A 24,527-nucleotide genomic window follows, 5' to 3' on the forward strand; every position below is an offset into this window, starting at 1 on the left:
CGCGTCCTGCAGGACCCGGCGGCGGCGGGCCGCCAGGAGTCACTGCCCCTTCGCACGGCCCCTCACGACGACGCCCGGCTCCAGCTGGCCGCCGCCGTAGCCCGCCTCGGCGAGCGCCTTGGGGTGGGCGAGCGGGAGGTACTGGCCGAATCGCACCGTCACCGTCTCGTCCTTGCCGACCTCGATGCCGCTGACCGAACCCTCGACCATGAGCGTCGGTGCCGCGAACGTCTGCACGACGTCGGCCGGCAGCGCCAGCAGCCCGAACGTCGCCGCCGTGATCGTGATCCGGCCCTCGCCTTCGCGGACGCCCTTGCCGGACCAGCTCTGCCGGAGCAGACCTGAGAACGCCTCGTCGAGCGACTGGGTCGCGACCTCGGCGGTCGTCTCGATGCCGCGGTTGACGTGGAACATCCGGGCGAGCCCCGGGGTCTGGCCGTCGTCCTCGGGGTCGAAGTGCAGGTTCGTCTTCGCGCCCGGACCGAGAAGCGGCAGGCCGTGGACGGCATACGAGAGACGGACGGTGGCACGTCCGGGACCGGAGTCCTCCTCCGTGCCGTCCTCGTTGAGCCGAGCCCACTGGCCGAGGGTGACGTCGAGTCCGGCGTACTCGGAGCGGATGCCGACCCGGCTCAGGACCTCGAGGCCGTGATGGCTCAGGCGCTTGCCGACATCGTCCGAGAGCCGGTAGGTGCCGTCGTCGTCGCGCTCGACGCCCTCCCACCGGCGACTCTCGTCCTCGTATGCCGTGAGCCGCTCGGTGTTGCGCGCGCGGACCGCGCCGCTCGCGGCGAAGACCTCGACCTGGCCGCGGCTGCTGCCGATGGCGTAGCCGTGGGGCACCTGGGCGGTGCCGCGGACGTCGATGTCGAGAACCTCGGCGATGGCCCGCGCCGTCTCGTCGTGCTCCTTGAGGCAGGGCGCGGCGTGCGAAACCACGGGGGTGGACCGGGGGATGTCAGGCAGGTCGACCGTGAAGTCGATGTCGTCGAATGTCAGTGGCATGGCTGGCTCCTCGGCCTTCAGCAGGTGCCGCGCGCGGTCCAGAAGGACCGGTTGCTCACGGGGTCGGTGGTCTCGGCGGCGCGCAGCCGCTCGTTGTAGGTGGGGGCGCCGGGCGCCTCGGCCCGCAGGTAGGCCCATTGGACATTGCTGCCCTCGACGATCTCGTTGGCCTCGGCCCATGCCTCGCGGACCGGCATGTCGATCCGGAAGAGCCAGCTCAGTGGGCCGTAGTAGAACCACGCGGCGTACATCGCGAACCACGTGCCGCGGGAGTTCTGGCCGCCGCCTGAGTAGCTGCTGTTGTGGAAGCCGAACATGTAGTGCAGCCGCGAGAAGGCCGGGATCCAGCGCCCGACCGAGTTGTCGGAGCCGTGGTGGAGAAGGTCGCAGGCGTGCGTCGCGAAGATCTCGAGGTCGTTCTTGCCGAAGTCGACCGCCTCGCTCGTCGTGACGTCACCACCCCAGACGAGGAAGCCGTCCTGCCAGCCGTGCGAGCTCATCTGCATCGCGTCGACCTGGTCGCTGCGCTGCGTCGTCCTCGCGGTCGTGACGAAGTCGGACTCCTTGACGTCGCTCTCGCCATGGTTCTGGGTCCAGTCGAACTCGGACAGACCGCCCAGCGTTGAGGCGAAGCCCTCGGCTTCGAGCCGGCGTCCGTCGATGCCGTCCTTGATCCACCAAGACCCGACGTACTTGGCCATGTCGTGCTCCCTTGCGTTGCGCTGCGCCGTCACGGTGGCGGCTACAGGGGGAAGGAGGCGACGTATGCCGTCCAGATACGTTCTGCTGAACGGTCGATGGTCAGCGCTTGGCGGCGCTGCCCTTCGAGTGCTCGACGGTGTAGCGCTTCGCGCTGGCCGCGACCTTGGCGGCCATGGCTGCATTGAGGTCGATGTCGAGGACGTCGGCCAAGCGCAGCAGGTAGGTCATGACGTCAGCCACCTCGTCGCGGACGGCCTGTCCCCGTTCGGTGCGCATGACCCCGGCGGACTCCTCTGGCGTGAGCCACTGGAAGATCTCCAGGAGCTCCGAGGCCTCGACGCTCAGCGCCATGGCGAGGTTCTTCGGCGTGTGGAACTGCTCCCACTCCCGCTCCTCGGCAAAGGTGCGCAACCTGTCCGTCCAGCCGGTCGTCTCCATGAATGTCCTACTCGTCGTCGCTGAGTCGTCCCGGGATGAGCGACTCAAGATGCGACTGGGTGTCAGGGTCGGTGGCGAAGATGACTACCGAACGCATCCCGCGCGTCATCAACACCTTGTAGACGTTGCGGACCAGTCGGTCGAAGTCATCATCACCGACCGTCTTGCGGCTACGGAAGTCCGGGTCCTTGCTCGCCTCACGCACGGTCGCCCATCGACCATCGCGCCACACGAGGTCGGGACCGATGATGACGCCGGCGTGGTCGTACTCGAAGCCCTGTGCGGTATAGACGCACCCGATCTGGTCGAACCCGGCCGGGTCGGTTGCCCACAGCGCTGCGGGCGGTGCTCCGCCGACCGAGCGCTCACCACGCAAGTTCCAAGGCCTCGCCCAGCCACCGATCACAACGTCTGGAACGAGAGTGCCGTCGGGGCGCGGGTCGCTCCAGGGCCAGGCGTAGCCGGCAGCGATTCGTGCCGTCAGCCCGTCGTCCTGGTGCCTGCGGAGCCACGCTTCCATCTGTTCCGGGGAGCTGGCGGTCCTCAGCTCGAAGCGCGGGTCGCCGGGCCAGACCGAAGGTGTGCCGCCCTCCAGTCCCAGTAGCTGCTGCACCCATGAGACGTAGACCTCCGAGCCGCCGCTGCGGAACTGGTCGTCGAGGCTGATGCGCCGGACGCGAAGACCACGCGCGACGGCATACTCCTCGATCTCGTCTGCAGTACCCAGCTCGCCGGGGCGTACGACCTGATGGTCGTCGAGGAGGAAGACGGGCACCCGTGCCGCGTCAACGAGCTCCTCGAGCTGCGGGCGGGCGACCAGGCGCACCTCCTTGCGTGTGTATCGGTTGACCGAGGTCTCACGAAGTCGGTGTGCCTCGTCGAGGATGAGGCAGTCGAGCCCGTTCTTCTCTGCGTCCATGAACGAGTTGAAGTAGGCGAAGAGCTTCTGCACCCTTGGCGCTCGCTTGCCCGCCACCTTCCTGAGGGTTTGGGTGAACGACCGTGAGCCGGTCGCGTGCATGACTGCCCTTCCTTGCCGGGCCAGCTCACCCATGACTGAGAGGGCGATGACCGACTTGCCGCTGCCGGGACCACCGGTCACGATCACCACCGTCTTGGTGTCCGCGCCTCGTGCCTGGCTCACACCATGGAGTACCTGCTCGTAGGCCAACCGCTGCTCGTCCAGGAGCGTGAACATCTCGCGTTGCTGGACCTCCTCCGCGGCAACGGCGAGGAGATGACGACTGGGGGCTATACGGCTCGCCAGAAGCGCGTCCGCCACCTCGGCGCCATTGCTCGGTGCGAGATGGGTGCGGAGGAAGCCGACGAAGTCGCTGCGCCGCTGGCCGGTGAAGACGCGCGAACGTGACCCACTCGGCGCCGCGACGATGTCGCCGACGCCCGCATCCGTGGCGTTGTGCAGGTATGCCGCCCCGACGAGCGAGTGATCGTTCTCGGCGAGGTAGGTGGTGAAGTCGCGGAGGTAGTCGCAGTAGCCGTCGACCTGGAGGCCGGGGTGGAGGTACTCACGCGTGATGTGCGGAGAGACGCGGAAGAGGGTGTCCGATCCCTCGATGCCTTCGGCCTCGCTCCACTGCTTGAGCTCGACGACGACGAACGACGGGTTGCCCGTGGCTGGATGCTGGCCGGCAAGGACAACATCGGCTCGCTTGCTCGTCAGTGGGAGTCGGTACTCGAGGAGCACCTCAACCTGACCGAGACCGGCGTCCAAGAGATCCGCGCGCAAGGCCGGGATCGATCGCTCCCACGAATGACGCTCACTTGGAGAGGGGCGGTGCCCGACCTGGATTGCCATCTGCTCCGCCAAACGATCAGCGAGATGAGCCTCGAGTGCCGACAGCCCGTCGACGGAGGTGCGAAGCAGGTGCACGAAGGGTCCCCAAGCAGCACGAAGTAACTCGTGCGGGTGGGGGCATGTCCGTGGGAAGCCCGTCGGGCCGCAATGACGAGGTCAGGCTATGACACGCGCCGGTCAGTGTGCCGCCTTTCGATGTCGACGGCGGCCGCGTGCCGGTGTACGCCACGGCTCGGCATGTGACGGTCCTGCATCTGCATGACCGCCTCGCTCCGCCGCGAAGGTGGCGCGCTGCCGTTCGAGGGACCCCAACAGGGTGAGGACCTCGTCGCCCCCGGCCGGCGGCTCGGGGAAGCCTGGTGTCTGCAATTCGTCCATGCCGGCACGGTAGGGCCGATCCCGGACGATCGCCTTCCTGACCTCCTCGGGGAGTTGTGCCCGCTGCGTGGACGCGCCAACCTCGAGAGAGCAGGAAAGGAAGGAGGAGCGATGTCGCCGCTCATGGTCGACGTCATCACGTCGTTGGACGGCTTCGCCTCGGCGGAGGGCTGGCCAGGCCTGTGGGGAATGGGCGGGCCGGAGTACTTCGCCTGGCTGGAGGAACAGGCGAACACCCCGTCCACGTCACTGATGGGCGCCACCACCTATCGGATGTTCGCCGGCTTCGTCGAGTCGGGCGAGGAGGACATGACCGCCCTCACCGAGATGGACAAGGTCGTGTTCTCGTCCACCCTGACCGAGCCGCTCGCCTGGGCGAACACGCGCCTCGTCGACCGGGATGCCGTAGAGGCCGTGCGGGAGATGAAGCAGGAGGGCGACACCCAGCTGCGCACCATTGGCAGCCTCAGCCTCTGTCGCTCGCTCGTCATGACGGGCCTCGTCGACCGGCTCCGGGTCGTCGTCTTCCCGGTCGTGACCGGCGCCTCGGGCCGCGAGCACTTCTACACCGACTGGCCCGACGTGGCGCTCGAGACCGTCGAGCACCGCACGTTCGACGGCCGGCTGCAGATGATGGAGTACGTGCCCACGGTGCTCGACGGTCCACCGTTGTGACGGCCCGCGCCGGCGGTCACCGGCTGCGGTGCCAGCGCACGGGGCCGACCGTGATCGGCGGCTGTCGTGGATCGGTTCGAAAGGAGCGCGGCACCGGGCGGGGCGCGGCCGGGCTGGCAGACGGGGTGTGCTGGCGAGCCACGCGCTCGTCGTAGCCGGCTCGGCGCTCCGGGTCCCCGAGGATCGTGTATGCCGCCAGCGCTTCCTGGAGCGCCGCGTCCGAGACCCCAGGGCCCGACGGGTCGGACGACGGGCGCGTGTCCGGGTGGTTCTGGCGCATCAACGACAGGTAGGCACGCCGGACCTCCGCCTGGGTCGCTCCCGGTGTCACGCCCAGGACGCGGTAGAGGTCGCTCGCTTCGCTGGTCACGGCTTCGCCGACAGTCCTTTTCCTCTGACCTGAGTGCCCTGACGGGCTGGGTGAAGAAATAGGTGGACCTCGCCCGGGTGCGAACGGGTACGCCGTCAAGGCGTGGGCGTCGCGCAGGCTGCGTCTGGCGCCAGAAACGAACGCGGCCCGGGCGAGGTCGGTCGAGAGAGGTCGCCCGCTCGAGTGAGCGGGCGACCACGGGTCAGGCGTCGATGGCCTTCTGACCCTCGGTGCTGCCGCCGATCTCGATCTTGCGCGGCTTCGCCTGCTGGGCGATCGGGATCGTCAGCGTGAGCACACCGTTCTCGTATGCCGCCTCGATGCGCTCGGTGTCGAGGTTGTCACCGAGGACGAGCTGGCGGCTGAACACCCCACGCGGGCGCTCGGACGCAAGGAGCTCCGCGTCGCTGGCCCGGGTCGGGCGCTCGGCCTTGATGGTGACGACATTGCTCTCGGCGTCGATGTCGATCGAGTCCCGGGTGACACCGGGCAGGTCGAACTCGACGTGGAAGCTGTCGCCGTCTCGCCACGCATCCATCGGCATCGCGGCGAGCTGCGCCAGGCGGCCCTGCGGGGCGAGGAGCTGCTGGGTCAGGCGGTCCAGCTCACGGAATGGGTCGGTGCGCATGAGCATCGTGTTCACCTCCATGGTGCTTCGAACTTGACTGAGTGGGCGGCGCCCCAGCCGCGCACTTCTGTGGCAACCGCTATAGATTTTTTGTAGCACGACCGGCATAGTGATGGCAAGAGGCACCACCCAGATGGTGCAAGGGAAGGACCGGGACATGGCGAAGAGCCCTCACGACGGGGACCGCGGCGTGTACGGCATCTCCGTGGCCGCTGACCTCGTCGGCATGGGCGTGCAGAACCTCCGCCTTTACGAGGCGCGCGGTCTGCTCACGCCCGAGCGCACCGACGGGGGCACCCGCCGCTACAGCGCCAACGACCTGGACCGGCTGCGGCGGATCGGCGAGCTTCTCGCTGCGGGTCTCAATCTGGCCGGCATCGCCATGGTCCTGTACCTGGAGGCGGAGAACGCTCGACTGCGACACGAACGGAGGCGCACCCATGGCTCGATCTGACGAGACCCCCCTCGACGGCGCGATCCCGGAGGTCGACCGGCTCGAACAGGAGCAGCAGGCCGACCCGAGGGTCAGTGTCGACGAGGAGTGGCCGGCTCCCGGTGGCCCGGACGGGGACGAGGCCGACCGCCTCGAGCAGGCGCAGGAAGTGGTCGGCGACCCGGACGAGGAGTACGCCCCTCACGAGACCTGACCGCCGCCCTCGGGACGTCCGACATCGCCGGGCCCCTCGACAAGAGCAAGCAGGAGGCGGAAGGTGGGAACGTGCCCGTCATCCCACCCCCGGTTGCTGCCCTCGCGGCAGCCCTGGCCCAGCGCGCCCTCGCCGGGAAGACCCGTTCAACATCGCGGAGCCGCACCGCAACGGCGGCCGCGATGACACTAGCGTCGGCAGCCATGGCCGGCGGAGCAGCGAGCCGCTTCGTTCGGAGCGGGACGACCCTCGAGCCGTTCCAGCCCGACCGCGCGTCCACCCTCGTGACGAGCGGTCCGAACGCCATCACGAGAAACCCCATGTATGCCGGCCTGACCGGTCTCCTTCTGGCGCACGCGCTCTGGCGGGGGTCGTGGAAGGCCGTCCTGCCGGTCGCGGGCTTCGTCGCCTTCATCGACCGTGCCCAGATCCGGCCCGAGGAGGAGGCGCTGCTCGAGAAGTTCGGGCCGGCCTACGACGCCTACCGGGCAACGACGCCCCGCTGGGTCGACCACCGGTCCTTCGGCCTCCGCCAGGGCCGCAACCCGTCTCAGCCGTCGGCCAGGCTCGGGAAGCAGTAGTCGCACCAGCGATCGCCGGGAGGTTTCTCGGTCACCAGCCGACGGTTGCCGAAGGCGATCTGTGACACCCACTCGCACGGGTGGTCGAGCGAATGCGTCTCTCTCGTGCGGCGGTTCGCGACCAGAGGCGCCGGCTCGACGGTGACGGTCACGCCGCACTCGGCGTTGCCGCCGAGCGCAGAGAAGTCGCCCAGCCACGCCCCGGCGAAGAACTCCTGCTCCGCCGTGAGCACCAGGGCCGGTGGCGCGAGGTCCTGCGGGATCCGATCAACCCCCGCGGTGGCGCACTCCGGAGGCAGGTGACGACCGAGGAACATCGCGAGCAGGTCGCCCGTCGCCGCAGCCACGTGCGGACACGCGCCGGCGCCGGGCCGGCACGGCGCCGCGATGTGGTTCCCCAGATAGTCCCAGTGCTCGCCCTCGGCGAAGACGACCCGGTGTCGTGGTCGGCGCATCGCGTCCCACGTCGCCTGCGGCAGTGGCGAGAAGAGGTCGAAGCCGTTCCCCCAGACGAGCAGGGTCGGCAGGTCCAGCAACGTCAGCGGGAACGGCTCGTCCCCGAACCAGTCCTGCCAACCGCCGCTGAGACCGGCATACGCAGAGATCGGGCGACCGACCGCGAACCGGGCCCCGAGCATCGCGCCGAAGCTGTGGCCGACCACGGCCGTGGCGGGCGGTGGCAGCAGCACGTCGGCGTGCTCCCACCCGGTGCGCGCCCACGCCAGCACGGCGTCCAGGGTGGCCTCGTCGGGGTGCGTGCTCACCGACGGGCTGCTGCCACTGGCGTTGCCGGCGAGGTGCGGCACCACGATGACGTAGCCGGCGCGAGCGAGCAGCGACGGGAGGAACGACCACCGGCGGTAGTGCTCGGTGTCACCGCTGCAGTGGCCGTGGCAGAAGAGGATGAGCGGGTAGCGACCGCACCCCTCGAGCAGCGGCGCACTCTCGACGGCCCCATCGAGGCTGGGGAACCAGATCCGCAGCGGCACCGGGGCGCCGTCAGCCGGACCGAGGCTTCGGGCCCCGTGGAACACGGGAGCCAACGGCTGTGGCTGCCACCCGATGGGACAGGTGGCCGGCAGAGGCGTGGGGCCGGGACTCACGCCTCCTCACCATCCTCCGGTTTCCCGCCTCGCGCCAGAGCCTTTCAGCGCGCGGGGCGCCGGCTCAGCGCAGCGGGTCGAGCGCCACGAGCTCGGCCGGCGTGCGCCCGGAGGCGATCCGCTCGGCCAGCAGCCGGCCGGTGAGCGGACCGAGGGCGATGCCCCACATCCCGTGACCACCGGCCACGAAGACGGACGGAGCGTTGGTGGCGCCGACCAGCGGCAGCCCGTCGGCGGTGCAGGGTCGCGAGCCGACCCACTCGTCCCTGCGGTCGTCGAGGTCGACACCGGTCACCAGCGGACGGGTCGCCTCGACGATCGCGTCGATGCGGCGCGGGTCGAGGGCGGCGTCCGGCGAGCGGAACTCCATCATCCCCGCGACCCGCAGGCGCGGACCGGTCTCGGTGAGCAGGGGCGTGCAGGCCACCCGCTGGCTCGGGAAGTAGACCGGGCCGGACGGCATACGCTCGCACGCGACGCTGAAGGAGTAGCCGCGACCGGCCTGCACCGGCTCCCGCACCCCGAACTTCCGGGCGAGACCGCCGATCCACGCACCGTGCGCGAGCACGACGGAGTCGAAGCGGTCGGTCACCTCGACCCGGTCGTCGGCCGCGCCTCGGTGGGCAGTGACGCGCGCCCCCTCGGTCAGCTGCTCGACGTCGGTGACGGTGGTGCGTTCGACGATCTCGCCCCCGCGGTCACGGACCGACGCGGCCAGGGCTCGGACGAACTCGGGTGGGTTGAGGTAGCGCTGGCCGTGCAGGCGCACCGCGGCGCCGACGGCGGGCGACAACGACGGCTCCGCCGTCCGCACCTCGTCACCGGTGAGGAGGTCGAACGACACGTCCTGACCCGCGGCGGCGATGTGCTCGAGCTCGGTGAGCATGGCGGTTCGCTCCGCCTCGGTCCGGTAACAGGCGAGGAACGGGTCGGCCTCGAGCGTCTCGCCGTCGACGCCACCCCCGGTCAGCTCGTCGAAGGCCCCGAGCGCGAGTCGGTTCAGCGGCGCGTAGGCGCGCATGCCGAGGCCCCACCGCCGGTGCGTGCTGGCACGGGTGAAGCCGGCGAGGAACTGCAGCAGCCGCAGCTTGGGCGACAGTGGGACGTAGACCGGGGAGGACGGGCTCAGCACCGCCTTGATCCCGTAGCCCAGGACGGCCGGCTCCGGCAGCGGCGCCGTCAGCGCGGGCGTGAGCCACCCGGCATTCCCCCAGGAGGAGCCGGCGGCGACGTGGTCACGGTCGTACACCGTGACCTGGAGACCGTGCTGCTGGAGGAACCAGGCCGTGGAGAGCCCGACCATTCCGGCACCGACGACGGCAACGTGCTGAGACATGAGAGACCTTCTGCGACAGATATGAAGTGGGGACTGGGCAGCCGCGAGCGTTGAGCTCAGCGGGGGGTGGCGAGGACTCAGACGGAGGTCGGCGGCGCGCGGTCGACGCTGCGGCGCAGGACGTCGAGGCCGGTGATGCCGCGAGCCTCTTCGCTGGCCCTCAGCGCGAGCAGCGCGGCGCCGGACGGCACGTGCGATGGCACGTGGGACCGCTCGGTCTGGGCCGAGAGGGTCGCCGACGGGAACGCCATCACGCCGTCCACCCTAGCCACCCCTCGGACGGCGCTCGCGACGCCCCAACCGGTGCGCGCGCACGTGGCACACACAGCAAGACCCCGGACCGTGGAGGTCCGGGGTCTTGCCGATGTCCTGAGACATCACATGTGTGCGCAAGGGGGGATTTGAACCCCCACGCCCTTTCGGACACTGCGACCTGAACGCAGCGCGTCTGCCGTTCCGCCACTTGCGCCGGGAACGTGGACCAGTGTGCCGCACGCACCCCACCTCATCCAAACCACCAGCCCGTATGCCGTCCGCCCGCCCGCGACGACTCGGTCGGCTCCGACTCCCCCGTTGCACCAGCCGCATCCGCACCTACCGCACAGGAAGGGGCGTGGTCACACCCCTTCCTGTGCGGTAGGTCGCGGGGCAGCCGTCAGCGGGAGAGCAGCTCGACCGCTCGCCCGACCCCGTCCTCGTCCCGGACCTGCGCCCCGACCGCTGCGGCCCGCGACGCGCACTCGCCCCGCGCGAACCCCCGCAGCACCTCGGTGAGCCACCCCACCGACAGCTCGTGCCGTCGGATCGGCTGCGCCGCGACGCCGAGCTCCCACACCCGCCGCCCCCAGTACGGCTGGTCCCCGATGTGCGCCACCACCGCCTGCGGCACCCCCGCCCGCAGCGTCGCCCCCGTCGTCCCCGCGCCGCCGTGGTGCACGACCCCCACCATCCGCGGCAGCAGCCACCCGTGCGGCACATCCCCCGCGGCTCGCACCCACGCGTCGTCGAGCGACTCCAGCCCGGCCGAGCCGCGGTGCAGCACGACCCGGACCCGGGCGGCCCGCGCGGCCTCCGCCACGAGGGCGCTGACCCGGTCCGCCTCCCGCGTCGACATCGACCCGAACCCCACGTATGCCGGCCGCTCGCCTCCCGCGACCCATCCGGCGAGCCCCGGGTCCCCGGCCGGCGGCGCCTGCGTGTCGTCGAGGAACCAGTAGCCGGTGACCTCGGCCTTCCCGCGCCAGTCCGGCGCCGGCGGCACGACCAAGGGAGAGGCGGCGACCAGCCCGGGAGTGCGCCGGATCGCCTCGACCACCCCGCGCCGCCCGGTCGCCGCCAGACCCAGCTCGCGCCGCACCTCGTCGCCCGGTGGGGAGAACACCGAGCCCACCACCTCGAGCAGCGTCCGCCCCGCCACCGCGTTGAGCCACGACGACCGCCCCGGCAGCACCGGCCCCAGACCCGACGCGCCCAGTTTGGCCGGCCGCATCGGCGCGAACTCGGCGACGACATGCCTCCCGCCGCCCACCGAGGCCAGGGCATCCGCCGCGTGCAGCGTGAGCAACCCACTGAGCCACAGGTCGGCGGAGCCGGCGAGCGGGAGGAACGCGCCGGCATACTCCTCGACGCTGAGCCGCACGAACCGCTTGAGCGCCCGCAGCTCGAGGAACGGGTTGCTGCTCGAGTGCCCCAGCCACGCCACCCCGAGCTCGGAGCCGATGAGCTCCTCGATCCGCAGCCCGGCCGGGACGAACCGCAGGCCGTGCCCCGTGACCAGCGGCTCGAAGTCGTCGCCGGCACAGATCGTCACCTCGTGCCCGGCTCGAGTCATGCCGACGCCGAGGGCCACCATCGGCTGCACGTCACCGCGCGACCCGGCCGCGAGGACGTTGACCTTCACGACAGGCGGACCCGGCCGACGTGGTGCCAGAAGCGCTCTCGCACCTGGTGGCGAGCGGTGTCGTCGATGTCGTAGGCACCGGACCGGCTCGACAGGTCGAGCAGCAGCGCGCGGTCGAGCTCCCCCGGGATGGTCGGGCGCGACGCCCGCAGCTCGGCGAGCGACGCAGGGGTGGCGGTGCGGCACCACGACGACACGACGGCATACGCGACCGCGTCGAAGAGCGCGACGCCCGCCTCGACGTCCCCGCCGGCCGACCACCCGGGCGGCGGCGGCAGCACGAGCTCCGTGGCCCGCTTCCGTCCGAGGACGGCCGGGGACGGCACCCCCACCGGTATGCCGTCCGGCTCGGGCTCCGGGACCAGCTCGGCCTGGGGGACAGCGTCGACGGGCGACGAAACCTCCTCTGGCACCACCGGGGCCACCGTGGCTCCGTCGAGATCGTCGTCGGCCGACGCCGACGCGACCACCGCGTCAGCGACCTCGACGTCGATCTCGAGGTCGCCGCCCTCGTCACCGGCGGTCGGGACGAGCCCCGGCGCGAGGGCCCGCGAGCGCACGCAGGTGTCGATGGTCTCGCAGTCGACGAGGAGCTCGCTGTCGGCCGCCCGGCGCAGGTGCTTGGAGACCGCGTGGGACAGCCCGTTGACGTCGGGGACGGAGAGGAGCTTGACCTGGACGCCCGCCCCCTGCGCCTCCTCGACCGCTTCAGTGAGGTCGTCGTCGCCCGACACGAGGTAGACCACGTCGGCGACGCGGGACCTGCCCTGGAGGGCGAGGTCGAGACCGAGGCGCACGTCGACACCCTTCTGCTCCCCGGCATACGACAACCGTCCGAGCCGGAGCTTGACCTGCGGCAGCAGACCGATCTGGTCCTGGTGGTGGTCGGGCTGGCCGCCGGGGCGGGCGCCGGAGTCGTACCAGTTGACCCGCAGGACGGGCAGCCCCGAGTCGGCCTCGACCTGCCGCACGAGGGCCGCCACGAGCCCGGGGTAGTCGACCTCGACGCTGCTGCGCAGCGAGGAGCCGGTGACGCGGGTGGCCGCGGACGCCAGCAGATAACCGACGTCGACGTAGACCGCGCACCAGGACCTCATGTCCCCACTGTGTCAGCCGGCCGTCCTTCCCGATGCCACGTGGGCGGGAGTGGCCCGTCACTATCGTGGGTAGGGCACGTGGACACCCCGACGAGAGGACCGCTGTATGAGCTCCAGGCCCGACCCAGCCCCCGTCTGGCAGTCGAGGGGGGACAGCGGGGCCGCCGAGCTCGACACGGCGACGCTCGACCGCATCCACCGGTGGTGGCGCGCCGCGAACTACCTCTCCGTCGGGCAGATCTACCTGCTCGACAACCCGCTGCTGCGCGAGCCGCTGCACCGCGACCACGTCAAGCCGCGCCTGCTCGGGCACTGGGGCACCACGCCCGGCCTCAACTTCCTCTACGCACACCTCAACCGGGTGATCGACGAGCGGAAGCAGCAGACGATCTACATCACCGGCCCCGGCCACGGCGGACCCGGCCTCGTCGCCAACACCTACCTCGAGGGCACCTACAGCGAGACCTACCACGACATCACGCCCGACGAGCCGGGCATCAGGCGGCTGTTCAAGCAGTTCAGCTTCCCCGGTGGCATCCCCTCGCACGTCGCACCGGAGACCCCCGGGTCCATCCACGAGGGCGGTGAGCTCGGCTACGCCCTCTCGCACGCCTACGGCGCGGCGCTCGACAACCCCGACCTGCTCGTCTTCGCCGTCGTCGGGGACGGCGAGGCCGAGACCGGGCCGCTGGCGACCAGCTGGCACGCCAACAAGTTCGCCAACCCGGCGACCGACGGCGTCGTCCTGCCGGTGCTGCACCTCAACGGCTACAAGATCGCCAACCCGACGGTCCTCGCCCGGATCAGCCACGAGGAGCTCGAGTCGCTCATGGTCGGCTACGGCCACACGCCGTACTTCTTCAGGGCCGGCTTCGACGACGAGTCGCCGGAGGACTACCACCGCCGCTTCGCCGAGCTGCTCGACGAGGTGATGGACCACATCGCGACGATCAAGGCCGATGCCGCGGCCGCTGGCGCCGACAACGTGGAGCGGCCCCGCTGGCCGATGATCGTCTTCGAGCACCCCAAGGGCTGGACCGGGCCGAAGACCATCGACGGCAAGGTCACCGAGGGCCACTGGCGCAGCCACCAGGTGCCGCTCGCCAGCGCCCGCGACACCGACGAGCACCTTCAGGACCTCGAGGACTGGCTGCAGTCCTATGCCGCCGACGAGCTCTTCGACGACGAGGGCCGGCTCGACGCCGACATTGCCTCACTGGCTCCCGAGGGCGAGCTGCGGATGGGCGCGAACCCGCACGCCAACGGCGGCCTGCTCAAGCGGCCGCTGCGGCTGCCCGACTTCCGCGACTTCGCCGTGCAGGTCGACGAGCCGGGCGGGACGGTGGCCGAGGCCACCCGCGTCCTCGGCAACTGGCTCGCCGAGGTGATGCGCGCCAACCCCGACAACTTCCGCATCTTCGGGCCGGACGAGACCGCGTCGAACCGGCTGGGCGGCGTCTTCGACGTCACCCCGAAGCAGTGGAACGCGGCATACGAGCCGTTGGACGCTGGCGAGCCGATGCACCGCGTCGGCAAGGTGCTCGAGATGCTCAGCGAGCACCAGTGCCAGGGCTGGCTCGAGGGCTACCTGCTCACCGGGCGGCACGGGATGATGAGCAGCTACGAGGCGTTCATCCACCTCGTCGACTCGATGTTCAACCAGCACGCCAAGTGGCTCAAGGTCACCAACGACATCGAGTGGCGGCGGCCGATCCCCTCGCTCAACTACCTGCTCAGCTCGCACGTGTGGCGCCAGGACCACAACGGCTTCAGCCACCAGGACCCCGGCTTCATCGACCACGTGGTCAACAAGAAGGCCGACATCATCCGGGTCTACCTGCCGCCGGATGCCAACACGCTGCTGTCGACGTGGGACCACCTGCTGCGCACCGACCAGTACGTCAACGTCGTCGTCGCTGGCAAGCAGCCCGGGCCGACGTGGCTGTCCGTGGACGAGGCGATCCTGCACTGCCACCGTGGCCTCGGCATCTGGGAGTGGGCCGGCACGGAGGGCGCCTCCGAGGAGTGCGACGTCGTCCTCGCGTGCGCGGGTGACGTGCCGACCGTCGAGGTCATGGCGGCGGTGCACCTGTTGCGCGAGAACCTTCCCGAGCTCAGGGTGCGCGTCGTCAACGTCGTCGACCTCATGCGGCTCCAGGACGAGTTCGAGCACCCGCACGGTCTGAGCAACCGCGACTTCGACACGATCTTCACCCCCGACAAGCCGGTGATCTTCGCGTACCACGGCTACCCGTGGCTCATCCACCGGCTGACCTACCGCCGCACCGGGCACGCGAACCTGCACGTGCGCGGCTACAAGGAGGAGGGCACGACGACCACGCCCTTCGACATGGTCATGCTCAACGACCTCGACCGCTACCACCTCGTCATCGACGTCATCGACCGCGTGCCGAGCCTCGGCTCGCGAGCAGCCGGGTTGCGGCAACGCATGCAGGACAAGCGTTTCGAGGCGCGGGCGTATGCCGTGACGCACGGCGAGGACCTGCCCGAGGTCCGTGACTGGGTCTGGTCCGACGTGGGCGAGACCGGCACGAAGGAAGGCGGCCCCAACGCCGACCGCGTGGCCGAGACCGGCGGCGACAACGAGTGAGCTGACCGGCTGCTCCCGCAGCTGCTACCGAGAGGGTGGGCCCGCCGGGTCCACCCTCTCGAGCGTCCGCGAGACGTGCTGCTGGGCCAGCCGGCGCAGGGCGATGAGGACCGGGTCGACGAGCACGGTGCCGAGGATGACGTGCCTGACGGCCGCCTGCGGATCGGCGGGCACGGAGCGCACGTCGACCTCGGCGACCCCCTCCATGTGGTCGGCGTAGCGGTCGAGCCGCTCCTCGTCGAAGCCGATGCCGACGTCGTCGCAGGCCGACCAGGTCCGCTCGAGGTCCGCGATGAACGGGTCGGCGGGGTCCACCAGCCACCCGCGGCGGTCCATCCACTCGTGCACGCGCCCCCGGGGGGGCCCACCGTCGACGCCGCACGCCGCCGGGGCGCTGCCCTCGCGCGCCAGCGTGCGCTGGGCGGCCTCGAGCACCTCGAGCCGCTGTTCCCCCGGCGTGGTGAGGACGTCGAGGACGCGCTTGACGGCCGCCAGGGACATCCCGCCGACCTCGATGAGGGCCCGCACGAGCCGCACCCGGTCGACATGGGTCTCGTCGTAGTCGGCCTGGGTGCGCGACACGGTGCGGCCGGGGTGGAGCAGGCCCTCGCGCAGGTAGTACTTCAGGGTCGCGACCGCGACGCCGGTGGAGTCGGACAGCTCGGCGAGCCGCACGGCATACCTCCTGCTCTGGGGGTTCGACCGGGAAAGTTCTTGACATTGGATAGTAGCGCTCCCCAAACTGGGACGAGCATCAGATAGTGCCACTATCTTATTGAGGAGTCGTCCCATGTCCGCGCCCTACACCCGCACCACGCACTCCCACGACGGAGACCTCGTCGTCTTCCACATCGGAATGGTCGTCCGCAAGCCGCACCGTCCGGACCTGTGGCTGCCCGTCTTCATCGCGATGCCGAGGATGATCGCCGAGCTCGAGCGCAACAAGGCCGCTGCCGCGCGCGGCGAGGCGCAGGACCTCGGCTTCCTCGGCGCGAACACCATGGTCGGCGCGAAGGGTCCGACGGTCCTGCAGTGGTGGCGCTCGACCGAGCAGCTCTACGCCTATGCCGGCTCCACCGACAACGCCCACCTGCCGGCGTGGCGGGCGTTCAACCAGTCGGTGCGCAAGAGCCCTGGCGCCGTGGGCATCTGGCACGAGACGTATGCCGTCCGCGCAGGGGCTGTCGAGACGATCTACGGCGGTGCCGAAGGAGTCGGTCTCGGCGGGATCGTGGGCACCGTCCCGGTGGAGCGTCGCGGCCGGTCGGCCCGCGAGCGCCTCGGCTCACGCGTCGCCTGACCCGGTGACGCAGGTCACGCGACGACCGTCGTGACGCCGGGACCTATGTCCCAAGCGCGTTCTCGTCGCCACACCTAACGTCGGAGGTACCGGAGGGACCGCCCCACCGGACCACCTACCAACTGGAGGTAGACACCATGAACGCCACCAAGAGCACCGAGGCGGTCCGGGCCACCATCACGACCCGCGACCACACCGCCCACGATGTCGACGGCATCACCCACATGGAGGACGTCGTCCGCAACCCGGTCGCCCGGTGGGCCCTGGTCGGACTCCGCTACGTCCTCGGCTTCACCTTCCTGTGGCCCTTCCTCGACAAGCTCTTCGGCCTCGGCTACAGCACGCCGGCCGAGAACGCCTGGGTCAACGGAGGCTCACCGACGACCGGGTTCCTCACGAAGAACCCCGCCGTCGTCGAGGGGCCGTTCGGCGGCTTCTTCGCCAACTTCGCCGGAGGGGTCTGGGACTACCTGTTCATGTTCGGCCTGCTCGGCATCGGCGTCGCGTTCCTCGCCGGAGCCGGCATGAAGATCGCGGCCTGGGGTGGCACCCTGCTCATGGCCCTCATGTACGTCGCGGAGCTCCCCATCGGCCGCGACGGTGAAGGCTTCACCAACCCGATCTTCGACAGCCACTGGATCGAGGCGCTGGCCCTCATCGTCCTCGCCTACACCTTCTCCGGCGACACGCTCGGGCTCGGTCGCTGGTGGAGCAGGATCGTCGGCAGCGACAGCATCCTTCGCTGACGACACCTGGCCCGGCCGTCGCATCCCTCCGGTGCGGCGGCCGACTCCTGCCCGCCCCGTGCACATCCTTCGACCAATTGGTCACGAACTGTCGCGACAGTTCGTGACCTCTTGGTCGAAGGATGAGCCGGGGTCAGGCGGTGGCGTTGACGAGGGGGACGTCGAGCAGGGACTCGAGCTCGGCGAAGGTCGTGCCGAAGGTCTCGCGCACCTCGACCCCGGCCTCGGTGAGAACGAACGTCGCGAGGTCGGTGTAGATCCGCGAGACGCATCCGACGCCGGTCAGCGGGAAGGTGCACTCGGGCACGAGCTTCGGCGTTCCGTCGCGGGCGAGGAGCGTCATCATCACGAACGTCTCCTTGGCCCCGAGCGCGAGGTCCATCGCGCCGCCCACCGCCGGGATGTCGTCGGGCCGGCCGGTGTGCCAGTTGGCGAGGTCGCCCGTTGCCGACACCTGGTAGGCACCGAGGACGCAGATGTCGAGGTGTCCGCCGCGCATCATCGCGAACGAGTCGGCGTGGTGGAAGTAGGACGCCCCAGGCAGCTCGGTGACGGGGATCTTGCCGGCGTTGATGAGGTCCAGGTCGACGTCGTCGCCGTGCGCCTCCGGGCCCATGCCGAGCATGCCGTTCTCGGTGTGGAGGGTGACGCCGGACGCCGGGTCGAGGTGGTTGGAGACGGTCGTCGGCAGGCCGATCCCGAGGTTGACGAACGACCCGTCGGGGATGTCGGCCGCCACCTTGGCGGCCATCCCGTTCTTGTCCAGCGGTATGCCGTGTCCGCCCGCCGCTTCGGCCGTCCCGGCCGCGGGGGTGGGCCCGGTGGTGGGCGTCACTGTCCTGCTCCTGTCACACGCACGACCCGGTCGACGTAGATCGCCGGGGTGACGACGTTCTCGGGGTCGAGGCCGCCGACCCGCACGACCTCGGCGACCTGGACGACCGTCGTGGTCGCGGCCGCTGCCATGATCGGGCCGAAGTTGCGCGCCGTCTTGCGATAGGTGAGGTTGCCGGCCTGGTCGGCGACGTGCGCCTTGACGAGGGCGATGTCGGCGCGCAGCGGCAGCTCGAGGACGTAGTGGCGGCCGTCGATCTCACGGACCTCCTTGCCCTCGGCCAGCAGCGTGCCATAGCCGGTCGGAGTGAAGAACCCGCCGATCCCGGCCCCGGCGGCGCGGATCCGCTCGGCGAGGTTGCCCTGGGCGACCAGCTCGAGCTCGAGCTCGCCGGCGCGGTACTTCTCGTCGAAGTGCCACGAGTCGCTCTGCCGGGGGAACGAGCAGATCACCTTGCGGACCCGGCCCTCGCGGATGAGGGCCGCGAGCCCGAGGTCGCCGTTGCCGGCGTTGTTGTTGACGATGGTGAGGTCCTGGGCGCCTGACTCGATCAGCGCGTCGAGAAGCTCGACCGGCTGGCCGGCGGCGCCGAAGCCGCCGACCATCACCGTCGCGCCGTTCCCGATCCCCGCGACGGCCTCGGCCGCCGTCGAGACGAAGTCGACCATCAGCGCTCGCCCGGAGGGAGCGCCGACGGGTGCTGCGCGAGGGGCTGGACGTCGATCTCCATGAACGCGAAGAGCGGGAGGTTCCAGAGGATCTCGTGCAGGCGGTCGTGGTCGGCGACGTCGAAGATGCTGAGGTTCGCGTACTGCCCCGGCAGCCGCCAGATGCTCACCCACTCACCGCCGCGCTGCAGGTCCTGGCAGTACGCCTTCTCCCGGGCCAGCGTCTCGGTCCGCTCGGCCTCGTCGAGGTCACGCGGGATGTCGACGACCATCGTCACGGCATACAGCACGTCAGGCCTTGGCCAGGGTGAAGTCGTAGGTGACCTCGACACCGCTGTCGTCGGCCTTGGGGGTCGGAGCGAGGATCAGCTCCGGCTTGGTGGCCGAGGCGATGTCGGAGTCGAGGTACTCGCCGCCCTCGAAGTACAGCTGCGTCGTGATCGTCTGGTGCCCGGGGGCCGCGACCTTGAGGTGCAGGTGCGCCGGCCGCCAGGCGTGCCAGCCGGCCGCCGCGATGATTGCGCCCGTCGCCCCGTCGTGAGGGATCTGGTAGGGCGCCGGCTGCACGGTGTGCGCCATGAAGTGCCCGTCCTCGCCGGTGGTGAAGCTGCCGCGCAGGTTCCACTCGGGCAGGCCAGGAGCGAACTGGCTGTAGAAGCCGAGGTCGTCCGCGTGCCAGAGCTCGACGGTTGCGCCGGGAAGCGGGGTGCCGTCCTCGGACTGCACGACACCGCCGAAGTCGAGGGGGGTGCCGGGCTCGTCGTCGCGCTGCGGCAGCGTGCCGTCGGCGCCGAGGTTCGGCGAGTTCGGGACGTAGAACGGCCCCTCGATGCTGCCCTTGGTGCCGCCCCGCTCCTTGTTGACCGTCTCCTCGACGACGTGCTCGACGAACACGTCGAGGAACAGCGGCCACTCGCCGTCCTCCCCGACCTGGATGAGCCACGCCTTGAGGGCGTCGTACTCGGCGTAGGTGACGTCGTGCTCGCGGATGACGTCGTGGAGGGCCGCGAGGGCAGCCCCGGCGACGGCGGAGACGCGCTCCTGACTGACGGCGGCGCCGGACTTCTCCTTCTCCTTGAAGTAGCGCGTCGCGTCGGCGCCGGTGACGGCGGCCCTGGCGTCCGTCTCGCTGAGCTGGTCGGTCTCGGTGGTCATGGGCGTGCCTTTCATCGGGAACGGCGTCGTTGCCGTCGGTAGGGAGGTTCAGATGTCCTTGCGGTAGCGGGTGAGCTTGTCCTCGTCGATCTCGATGCCGAGGCCCGTGCCCTGGCGGACCCGGAGGGCGCCGTCGGAGATCTCGAGCGGCTCGGCGAGCAGGTCGTCGGTCTGGTCGAGGAAGTTGGAGAGCTCGGCCGGCCGCCGTGACGTGATCCGGAAGGCCGCTCCGAACGCCGCCGCGCACAGCGACCCGATCTGCGTGTCGATCTGGTTGCCGATGACGACGTCGACGCCGAGGCCCTCGCACAGGCCGACGAGGCGCTGGCTCGTCGTGAACCCGGTGCGCGAGGTCTTGATGCTGATCCCGTTGGCCGAGCCGCCGAGCAGCTCGCGGGTCACCTCACCCGGCCGGGAGACGCTCTCGTCGGCGAACATCGGGATGGTGCTCTGCGAGACGAGCCAGCGGCGGCCGAGGACGTCGTCGGCGTCGGTGAGCTCCTCGGCGAAGGTGAGGTCGAGGTCGGCCATCTGCCGCAGCGCCCGGGCAGCGTCGCGGGCGGTCCAGCCGCGGTTGCCGTCGATGTAGAGCTCGACGTCGGGGCCGAGTGCCTCGCGCAGGGCGCGGACCGCGGCCACGTCGTCGGTGAACGGGTCGCGGCCGACCTTGACCTTGAACGTCGTGATGCCGTACTCGTCACGGATCCGCTCGGCCTCGGCGACCATCTGCTCCGGCGGCGCGAAGCCGACCATGTGCGAGACGCGAAGCCGGTCGGTGAACCCGCCGAGGAGCTCGCTCACCGAGACCCCCAGCGACTGGCCGAGCACGTCCCACACGGCCATGTCGATCGCGGCCTTGGCCACGGGGTTGGCGACGGTGCGGTTGAGCCGCGCGTGGACGACCTCGCGCTCGAGGACGCCCAACCCCTGGACGGCGGGGGCGAAGAGGTCACGGATCACCGAGGTGACCGACGCCTGGGTCTCGCCGTAGGTGAAGGGCCGCGGCGGGGCGTCGGCGGTGCCGACGAGGCCGTCGTCGGTGTGGACCCGGACGAGGACGTGCTCGGCGGCGAGGATCTCGCCGCTCGCGAAGCGCAGGGGCTTGCGGTAGGGGATCGCGTAGGGGATCGCCTCGACTGCGGTGATCTTCACGAGCTCTCCTGGGATCGCCGGCGCCGTTGTCCGGGTCCTTCGAGTCTGCTCGGGTGATCTTGTCGTGTGAAGTACGCAGTTCGTTGCCATTGAGAGGCTGCACCTCTCAGCCCTGCCGAGGTATGCCGTCCGCCCACCTCGCGGACGTCAGCTCGCGGACGGGGCGGCTTCGGGCGCGAGGAGCGAGCGGAGAGCGCCGAGGATCCGGAGCACGTGGGGCGAGCGCTCGTCACCTCGGGTCGCCACCGCGAGCTCGACCGACGAGGGGGCACCCTCGAGGGGCCGGTAGACCGCGCCGGTGATGGTGAGATGGCGCACCGGCTCGGGGACGAGGGCGACACCGAGACCTGCGGCCACGAAGACGACGAGGGTCGAGGTCTCGCTCACCTCCTGCACGACCTGCGGCACGAACCCGGCGCGCTGGCAGGCGTCGAAGGTCGCGTCGTGCAGGACGGAACGATGGCGGGACGGATAGGTGATGAACGGCTCGTCGCGCAGGTCCGCGAGCCGGATGCTGTCCCTGTCGGCGAGCTGATGGGTGGCGGGCAGGACCGCGACGAGGGGCTCGCGCCGCAGGACCCGCACGCGCAGCCCGGGGTCCCGGACGGGCGGTCGCAGGATGCAGATGTCGAGTGAGCCGTCGCGCAGCCCCTCCTCCTGCGCCGGGGTCAGCAGCTCGCCGCGCAGGTCGAGCACGATGTCCGGGCACCGTTCCCGCAGCGCCGGGACGATCGTGGGCAGCAGGTCGTAGGTCGCCGACCCGATGAGGCCCAGGGCCACGCGGCCGACCTCGCCGGCGGCCACGCGCTGCGCCTCGTCCCCCGCGTCGTCGACGTCGGCGAGCACCGCCCGGGCCCGCGCGAGGTAGCGCTTCCCGGCCGGCGTGAGCTCGACCCGCCGCGTCGAGCGCGTCAGCAGCTGGACCCCGATCTCGGCCTCGAGCTGCTTGATCTGCTGCGACAGGGGTGGCTGTGCCATGTGCAGCCGCGCCGCGGCCCGGCCGAAGTGCAGCTCCTCGGCGACGGCGACGAAGTAGCGCAGGTGACGGAGCTCCATCCTGTGGACGCTAGGCCCGCCAACCGACGGTGTCCAGACCTGTGACGTCCCAGTCGCGGCAGAATAGGTATTGGCCCGTATCGATCGGGCGACCCTACGCTGGCGAGCATGACCTTCGACGACGTCGTCATCTGCTCGCCGCTGCGCACTCCCGTGGGCCGGTTCGGTGGCGCCTTCGCCACCCTCACGGCGGCCGACCTCGCGAGCGGTCTCCTGCGCGAGCTCGCGAGCCGCACCGGGCTGGGGGAGGGCGACGTCGACGACGTGATCCTCGGGCAGTGCTACCCCAACGGCGAGGCGCCGGCCATCGGCCGCATCGCCGCACTCGACGCCGGACTCGGCTCCGGCGTCCCGGGCGTCCAGCTCGACCGCCGCTGCGGGTCGGGACTCCAGGCCGTCCTGTATGCCGTGATGCAGGTCGCGTCCGGCGGCGCGAGAACCGTCGTGGCCGGGGGCGTGGAGTCGATGTCACAGGTCGAGCACTACGCGCTGGGCCTGCGCACGGGGGTGCGTGGCGACGGCGTGCAGCTCATGGACCGCCTCGCCCGCGCTCGCGTCACCGCCGGCGGTCGCCAGCACCCGATCGAGGGCGGGATGCTCGAGACGGCCGAGAACGTCCGCGCGATGTACGGCGTCAGCCGCGAGGACCAGGACGGCTGGGCGCTCCGCTCGCAGCAGGCCACCGCCGCTGCTGCCGCCGAGGGGCGCTTCGACGACGAGATCGTGCCGGTGACCGTCCCCGCCCGTCGCGGAGAGCCCGTCACCGTCTCGGTCGACGAGCACCCCCGGCCGGACACGACCGCCGAGGTCCTCGCTGGTCTCCGGCCCATCCGGGCGAAGCTCGACCCCGAGTCCACGGTGACCGCCGGCAACGCCAGCGGGCAGAACGACGGGGCCGCAATGTGCGTCGTCACCACCCGCGCCGAGGCCGAGCGCAGGGGGCTCGACCCGATGCTGCGACTCACGTCGTGGGCAGTTTCCGGTGTCGACCCCGAAGTCATGGGGATCGGCCCGGTACCCTCCGCCCGCCTCGCCCTCGAGCGCGCCGGGCTGGGCTTCGTCGACCTCGACCTCATCGAGCTCAACGAGGCCTTCGCCTCGCAGGTGATCGCGTGCATCCGGGAGTGGGAGCTCACGGACGCCCAGGTCGAGCGGGTCAACGTCAACGGCTCCGGCATCTCGCTGGGCCACCCGGTCGGGGCGACCGGCGGACGGATCCTCGCGACGATGGCCCACGAGCTGCGCCGTCGCGACGGCCGCTACGCCCTCGAGACCATGTGCATCGGCGGAGGCCAGGGTCTCGCCGCCGTCTTCGAGCGCGTCGCCTGATGGCCGGCGTCCACGTCGCCCACCGCATCGACGGCGACCCGTCGCTGCCCGACGACGCACCGACGGTGGTCCTCTCCAACTCGCTCGGGTCGACGATGGCGATGTGGGAGGCCCAGGTCGCCGAGCTGAGCCGGGTCGCCCGGGTCGTCCGCTACGACACTCGCGGACACGGCGCGTCTCCTGTCGTGCCGGGCCCGTACTCGATCGACGACCTCGCCGACGACGTCATCGCGCTCCTCGACCGGCTCCGCCTGGCCCGGGTCCACCTCGTCGGCCTCTCACTCGGTGGGATGACCGGCATGCGGCTCGCCGCCCGCAACCCCGAGCGGGTCGACCGGCTCGTCGTCCTCTGCACATCGGCGCGGCTGGAGCCGACCCAGGGCTGGCTGGACCGAGCCGCGACCGTGCGGTCGCAGGGAGCTGCCGTCGTGGCGGACGCCGTCGTCGAGCGCTGGTACACCGAGCCCTTTCGCACCGCCCATCCCGAGCGCGTCGCGGCGGCCGTGGCAACCGTCAGCGCCACCCCCGCCGAGGGGTATGCCGGGTGCTGCGAGGCGATCGCCGGCATGGACCTGCGTCCCGACCTGCCCTCGATCACCGCACCCACGCTGGCCATCGCCGGCGCCGACGACCCGGCCACCCCCCCGCCGCACCTGCAGCTCATCGCCGACTCCGTGCAGCACGGTCGCTGCCTCGTCGTGCCGCAGTCCGCCCACCTCGCCAACGACGAGCAGCCCGCCACCATCACCCCTGCGATCCTCGAGCACCTCGGACTCTGACGCCCATCGGGACGACGCCGAGCCGCCGAGCCCCACGCACGCGGCTTGTGTACCTGACATTTTTCGACCAATAGGTCACGAATTATCGGCGACAGAACGTGACCTATTGGTCGATTGTGGTCGGCGGGTGGCGGGGTTCGCCCGGGCCGTCTGCGCTGATCCTTCACGCCCGCCTCACGAGTCACCACAGCCCCGCCAAGTAGCATCGACGGGAGCGACT

General features: G+C 70.8%; 27 protein-coding genes and 1 tRNA gene. 9 read left to right on the forward strand and 19 right to left on the reverse strand.

All coding sequences use genetic code 11. The features are described 5' to 3' along the window. Positions 1-39: 39 nt before the first annotated feature. The 4 genes from ACOJV9_RS11645 to ACOJV9_RS11660 form a co-directional block, all read right to left on the reverse strand. Positions 40-1,005, reverse strand: a complete 966-nt coding sequence (locus tag ACOJV9_RS11645) for a hypothetical protein (protein ID WP_420185380.1) — start codon at positions 1,003-1,005, stop codon at positions 40-42. Between the two features lie 17 nt (positions 1,006-1,022). Continuing rightward, the gene (locus ACOJV9_RS11650; protein WP_420185381.1) at positions 1,023-1,706 is read right to left on the reverse strand and encodes a DUF6345 domain-containing protein; all 684 of its coding nucleotides are present in this window, start codon (positions 1,704-1,706) and stop codon (positions 1,023-1,025) included. Between the two features lie 100 nt (positions 1,707-1,806). After that, on the reverse strand, positions 1,807-2,145 hold the full coding sequence (locus ACOJV9_RS11655; RefSeq protein ID WP_420185382.1) for a nucleotide pyrophosphohydrolase: 339 nt from the start codon (positions 2,143-2,145) through the stop codon (positions 1,807-1,809). A 7-nt stretch (positions 2,146-2,152) separates the two neighbouring features. Further along, complete coding sequence (locus ACOJV9_RS11660) at positions 2,153-3,892, reverse strand: DNA/RNA helicase domain-containing protein (protein ID WP_420185383.1); 1,740 nt, start codon at positions 3,890-3,892, stop codon at positions 2,153-2,155. 558 nt (positions 3,893-4,450) lie between these two features. Between ACOJV9_RS11660 and ACOJV9_RS11665 the strand changes: the two genes are divergently transcribed. Further along, complete coding sequence (locus ACOJV9_RS11665) at positions 4,451-5,014, forward strand: dihydrofolate reductase family protein (protein WP_420185384.1); 564 nt, start codon at positions 4,451-4,453, stop codon at positions 5,012-5,014. Positions 5,015-5,030: 16 nt separating this feature from the next. Here ACOJV9_RS11665 and ACOJV9_RS11670 read toward each other — a convergent pair whose 3' ends face one another. Both ACOJV9_RS11670 and ACOJV9_RS11675 read right to left on the reverse strand, forming a co-directional pair. Beyond that, a complete protein-coding gene (locus ACOJV9_RS11670) occupies positions 5,031-5,384 on the reverse strand; it encodes a J domain-containing protein (RefSeq protein WP_420185385.1) in 354 nt (117 codons plus the stop codon). Positions 5,385-5,586: 202 nt separating this feature from the next. Then, positions 5,587-6,018, reverse strand: a complete 432-nt coding sequence (locus tag ACOJV9_RS11675; RefSeq protein ID WP_420185386.1) for an Hsp20/alpha crystallin family protein — start codon at positions 6,016-6,018, stop codon at positions 5,587-5,589. Positions 6,019-6,169: 151 nt separating this feature from the next. Here ACOJV9_RS11675 and ACOJV9_RS11680 point away from each other — a divergent pair, with 151 nt between their 5' ends. The 3 genes from ACOJV9_RS11680 to ACOJV9_RS11690 all read left to right on the forward strand — a co-directional run bounded on the left by ACOJV9_RS11680 (position 6,170) and on the right by ACOJV9_RS11690 (position 7,240). Further along, positions 6,170-6,466 (forward strand): MerR family transcriptional regulator, encoded by a 297-nt coding sequence (locus ACOJV9_RS11680; RefSeq protein WP_420185387.1) that lies wholly within the window; start codon positions 6,170-6,172, stop codon positions 6,464-6,466. Further along, positions 6,453-6,659 carry a hypothetical protein gene (locus tag ACOJV9_RS11685; protein ID WP_420185388.1) on the forward strand — a complete coding sequence of 69 codons (207 nt, stop codon included), beginning with the start codon at positions 6,453-6,455 and terminating at the stop codon, positions 6,657-6,659. The genes ACOJV9_RS11680 and ACOJV9_RS11685 overlap by 14 nt, the downstream gene beginning before the upstream one ends. A gap of 182 nt (positions 6,660-6,841) precedes the next feature. Beyond that, the gene (locus ACOJV9_RS11690) at positions 6,842-7,240 is read left to right on the forward strand and encodes a methyltransferase family protein (protein ID WP_420185389.1); all 399 of its coding nucleotides are present in this window, start codon (positions 6,842-6,844) and stop codon (positions 7,238-7,240) included. On the opposite strand, the gene ACOJV9_RS11695 is transcribed toward ACOJV9_RS11690, so the two are convergent. The 6 genes from ACOJV9_RS11695 to ACOJV9_RS11720 form a co-directional block, all read right to left on the reverse strand. Beyond that, positions 7,210-8,343: an alpha/beta fold hydrolase gene (locus ACOJV9_RS11695; protein WP_420185390.1), complete on the reverse strand. Its 1,134-nt coding sequence runs from the start codon at positions 8,341-8,343 to the stop codon at positions 7,210-7,212. The two genes, ACOJV9_RS11690 and ACOJV9_RS11695, sit on opposite strands and share 31 nt — an antisense overlap. A gap of 64 nt (positions 8,344-8,407) precedes the next feature. Then, entirely contained in the window at positions 8,408-9,679 is a 1,272-nt protein-coding gene (locus tag ACOJV9_RS11700) for an NAD(P)/FAD-dependent oxidoreductase (protein WP_420185391.1), read from the reverse strand. 77 nt (positions 9,680-9,756) lie between these two features. Continuing rightward, a complete protein-coding gene (locus ACOJV9_RS11705) occupies positions 9,757-9,933 on the reverse strand; it encodes a hypothetical protein (protein WP_420185392.1) in 177 nt (58 codons plus the stop codon). A gap of 132 nt (positions 9,934-10,065) precedes the next feature. After that, positions 10,066-10,148 (reverse strand) — tRNA-Leu (locus ACOJV9_RS11710). Positions 10,149-10,334: 186 nt separating this feature from the next. Then, positions 10,335-11,579: a glycosyltransferase gene (locus tag ACOJV9_RS11715; protein ID WP_420185393.1), complete on the reverse strand. Its 1,245-nt coding sequence runs from the start codon at positions 11,577-11,579 to the stop codon at positions 10,335-10,337. Continuing rightward, entirely contained in the window at positions 11,576-12,676 is a 1,101-nt protein-coding gene (locus tag ACOJV9_RS11720) for an NYN domain-containing protein (RefSeq protein ID WP_420185394.1), read from the reverse strand. The genes ACOJV9_RS11715 and ACOJV9_RS11720 overlap by 4 nt, the downstream gene beginning before the upstream one ends. Positions 12,677-12,782: 106 nt before the next feature. Here ACOJV9_RS11720 and ACOJV9_RS11725 point away from each other — a divergent pair, with 106 nt between their 5' ends. Further along, complete coding sequence (locus ACOJV9_RS11725; protein ID WP_420185395.1) at positions 12,783-15,287, forward strand: phosphoketolase family protein; 2,505 nt, start codon at positions 12,783-12,785, stop codon at positions 15,285-15,287. 24 nt (positions 15,288-15,311) lie between these two features. Here ACOJV9_RS11725 and ACOJV9_RS11730 read toward each other — a convergent pair whose 3' ends face one another. After that, the gene (locus ACOJV9_RS11730) at positions 15,312-15,962 is read right to left on the reverse strand and encodes a MerR family transcriptional regulator (RefSeq protein WP_420185396.1); all 651 of its coding nucleotides are present in this window, start codon (positions 15,960-15,962) and stop codon (positions 15,312-15,314) included. A gap of 115 nt (positions 15,963-16,077) precedes the next feature. On the opposite strand from ACOJV9_RS11730, the gene ACOJV9_RS11735 reads away from it, so the two are divergent. Together ACOJV9_RS11735 and ACOJV9_RS11740 are read left to right on the forward strand one after the other, a co-directional pair. Next, the gene (locus ACOJV9_RS11735; RefSeq protein WP_420185397.1) at positions 16,078-16,587 is read left to right on the forward strand and encodes a DUF4188 domain-containing protein; all 510 of its coding nucleotides are present in this window, start codon (positions 16,078-16,080) and stop codon (positions 16,585-16,587) included. 137 nt (positions 16,588-16,724) lie between these two features. Continuing rightward, complete coding sequence (locus ACOJV9_RS11740; protein ID WP_420185398.1) at positions 16,725-17,333, forward strand: DoxX family protein; 609 nt, start codon at positions 16,725-16,727, stop codon at positions 17,331-17,333. 133 nt (positions 17,334-17,466) lie between these two features. On the opposite strand, the gene ACOJV9_RS11745 is transcribed toward ACOJV9_RS11740, so the two are convergent. The 6 genes from ACOJV9_RS11745 to ACOJV9_RS11770 form a co-directional block, all read right to left on the reverse strand. Then, positions 17,467-18,084, reverse strand: coding sequence for a 3-oxoacid CoA-transferase subunit B (locus tag ACOJV9_RS11745; protein WP_420185420.1), 618 nt, complete (start codon positions 18,082-18,084; stop codon positions 17,467-17,469). 80 nt (positions 18,085-18,164) lie between these two features. Next, on the reverse strand, positions 18,165-18,836 hold the full coding sequence (locus ACOJV9_RS11750) for a 3-oxoacid CoA-transferase subunit A (protein WP_420185399.1): 672 nt from the start codon (positions 18,834-18,836) through the stop codon (positions 18,165-18,167). After that, entirely contained in the window at positions 18,836-19,126 is a 291-nt protein-coding gene (locus ACOJV9_RS11755) for a muconolactone Delta-isomerase (protein ID WP_420185400.1), read from the reverse strand. The genes ACOJV9_RS11750 and ACOJV9_RS11755 overlap by 1 nt, the downstream gene beginning before the upstream one ends. 1 nt (position 19,127) lies before the next feature. After that, positions 19,128-19,991 (reverse strand): catechol 1,2-dioxygenase, encoded by an 864-nt coding sequence (gene catA, locus ACOJV9_RS11760; protein WP_420185401.1) that lies wholly within the window; start codon positions 19,989-19,991, stop codon positions 19,128-19,130. Positions 19,992-20,039: 48 nt separating this feature from the next. Further along, positions 20,040-21,143, reverse strand: coding sequence for a mandelate racemase/muconate lactonizing enzyme family protein (locus ACOJV9_RS11765; protein WP_420185402.1), 1,104 nt, complete (start codon positions 21,141-21,143; stop codon positions 20,040-20,042). A gap of 147 nt (positions 21,144-21,290) precedes the next feature. Further along, positions 21,291-22,199, reverse strand: a complete 909-nt coding sequence (locus ACOJV9_RS11770) for a LysR substrate-binding domain-containing protein (RefSeq protein ID WP_420185403.1) — start codon at positions 22,197-22,199, stop codon at positions 21,291-21,293. 108 nt (positions 22,200-22,307) lie between these two features. On the opposite strand from ACOJV9_RS11770, the gene ACOJV9_RS11775 reads away from it, so the two are divergent. Next, the gene (locus ACOJV9_RS11775; protein WP_420185404.1) at positions 22,308-23,528 is read left to right on the forward strand and encodes an acetyl-CoA C-acetyltransferase; all 1,221 of its coding nucleotides are present in this window, start codon (positions 22,308-22,310) and stop codon (positions 23,526-23,528) included. Continuing rightward, positions 23,528-24,307 (forward strand): 3-oxoadipate enol-lactonase, encoded by a 780-nt coding sequence (gene pcaD, locus ACOJV9_RS11780; RefSeq protein ID WP_420185405.1) that lies wholly within the window; start codon positions 23,528-23,530, stop codon positions 24,305-24,307. The genes ACOJV9_RS11775 and pcaD overlap by 1 nt, the downstream gene beginning before the upstream one ends. The last annotated feature ends 220 nt before the right edge of the window (positions 24,308-24,527 follow it).

Origin of the sequence: Knoellia terrae (assembly GCF_048606435.1) — a bacterium.
Taxonomy (GTDB): domain Bacteria; phylum Actinomycetota; class Actinomycetes; order Actinomycetales; family Dermatophilaceae; genus Knoellia; species Knoellia terrae.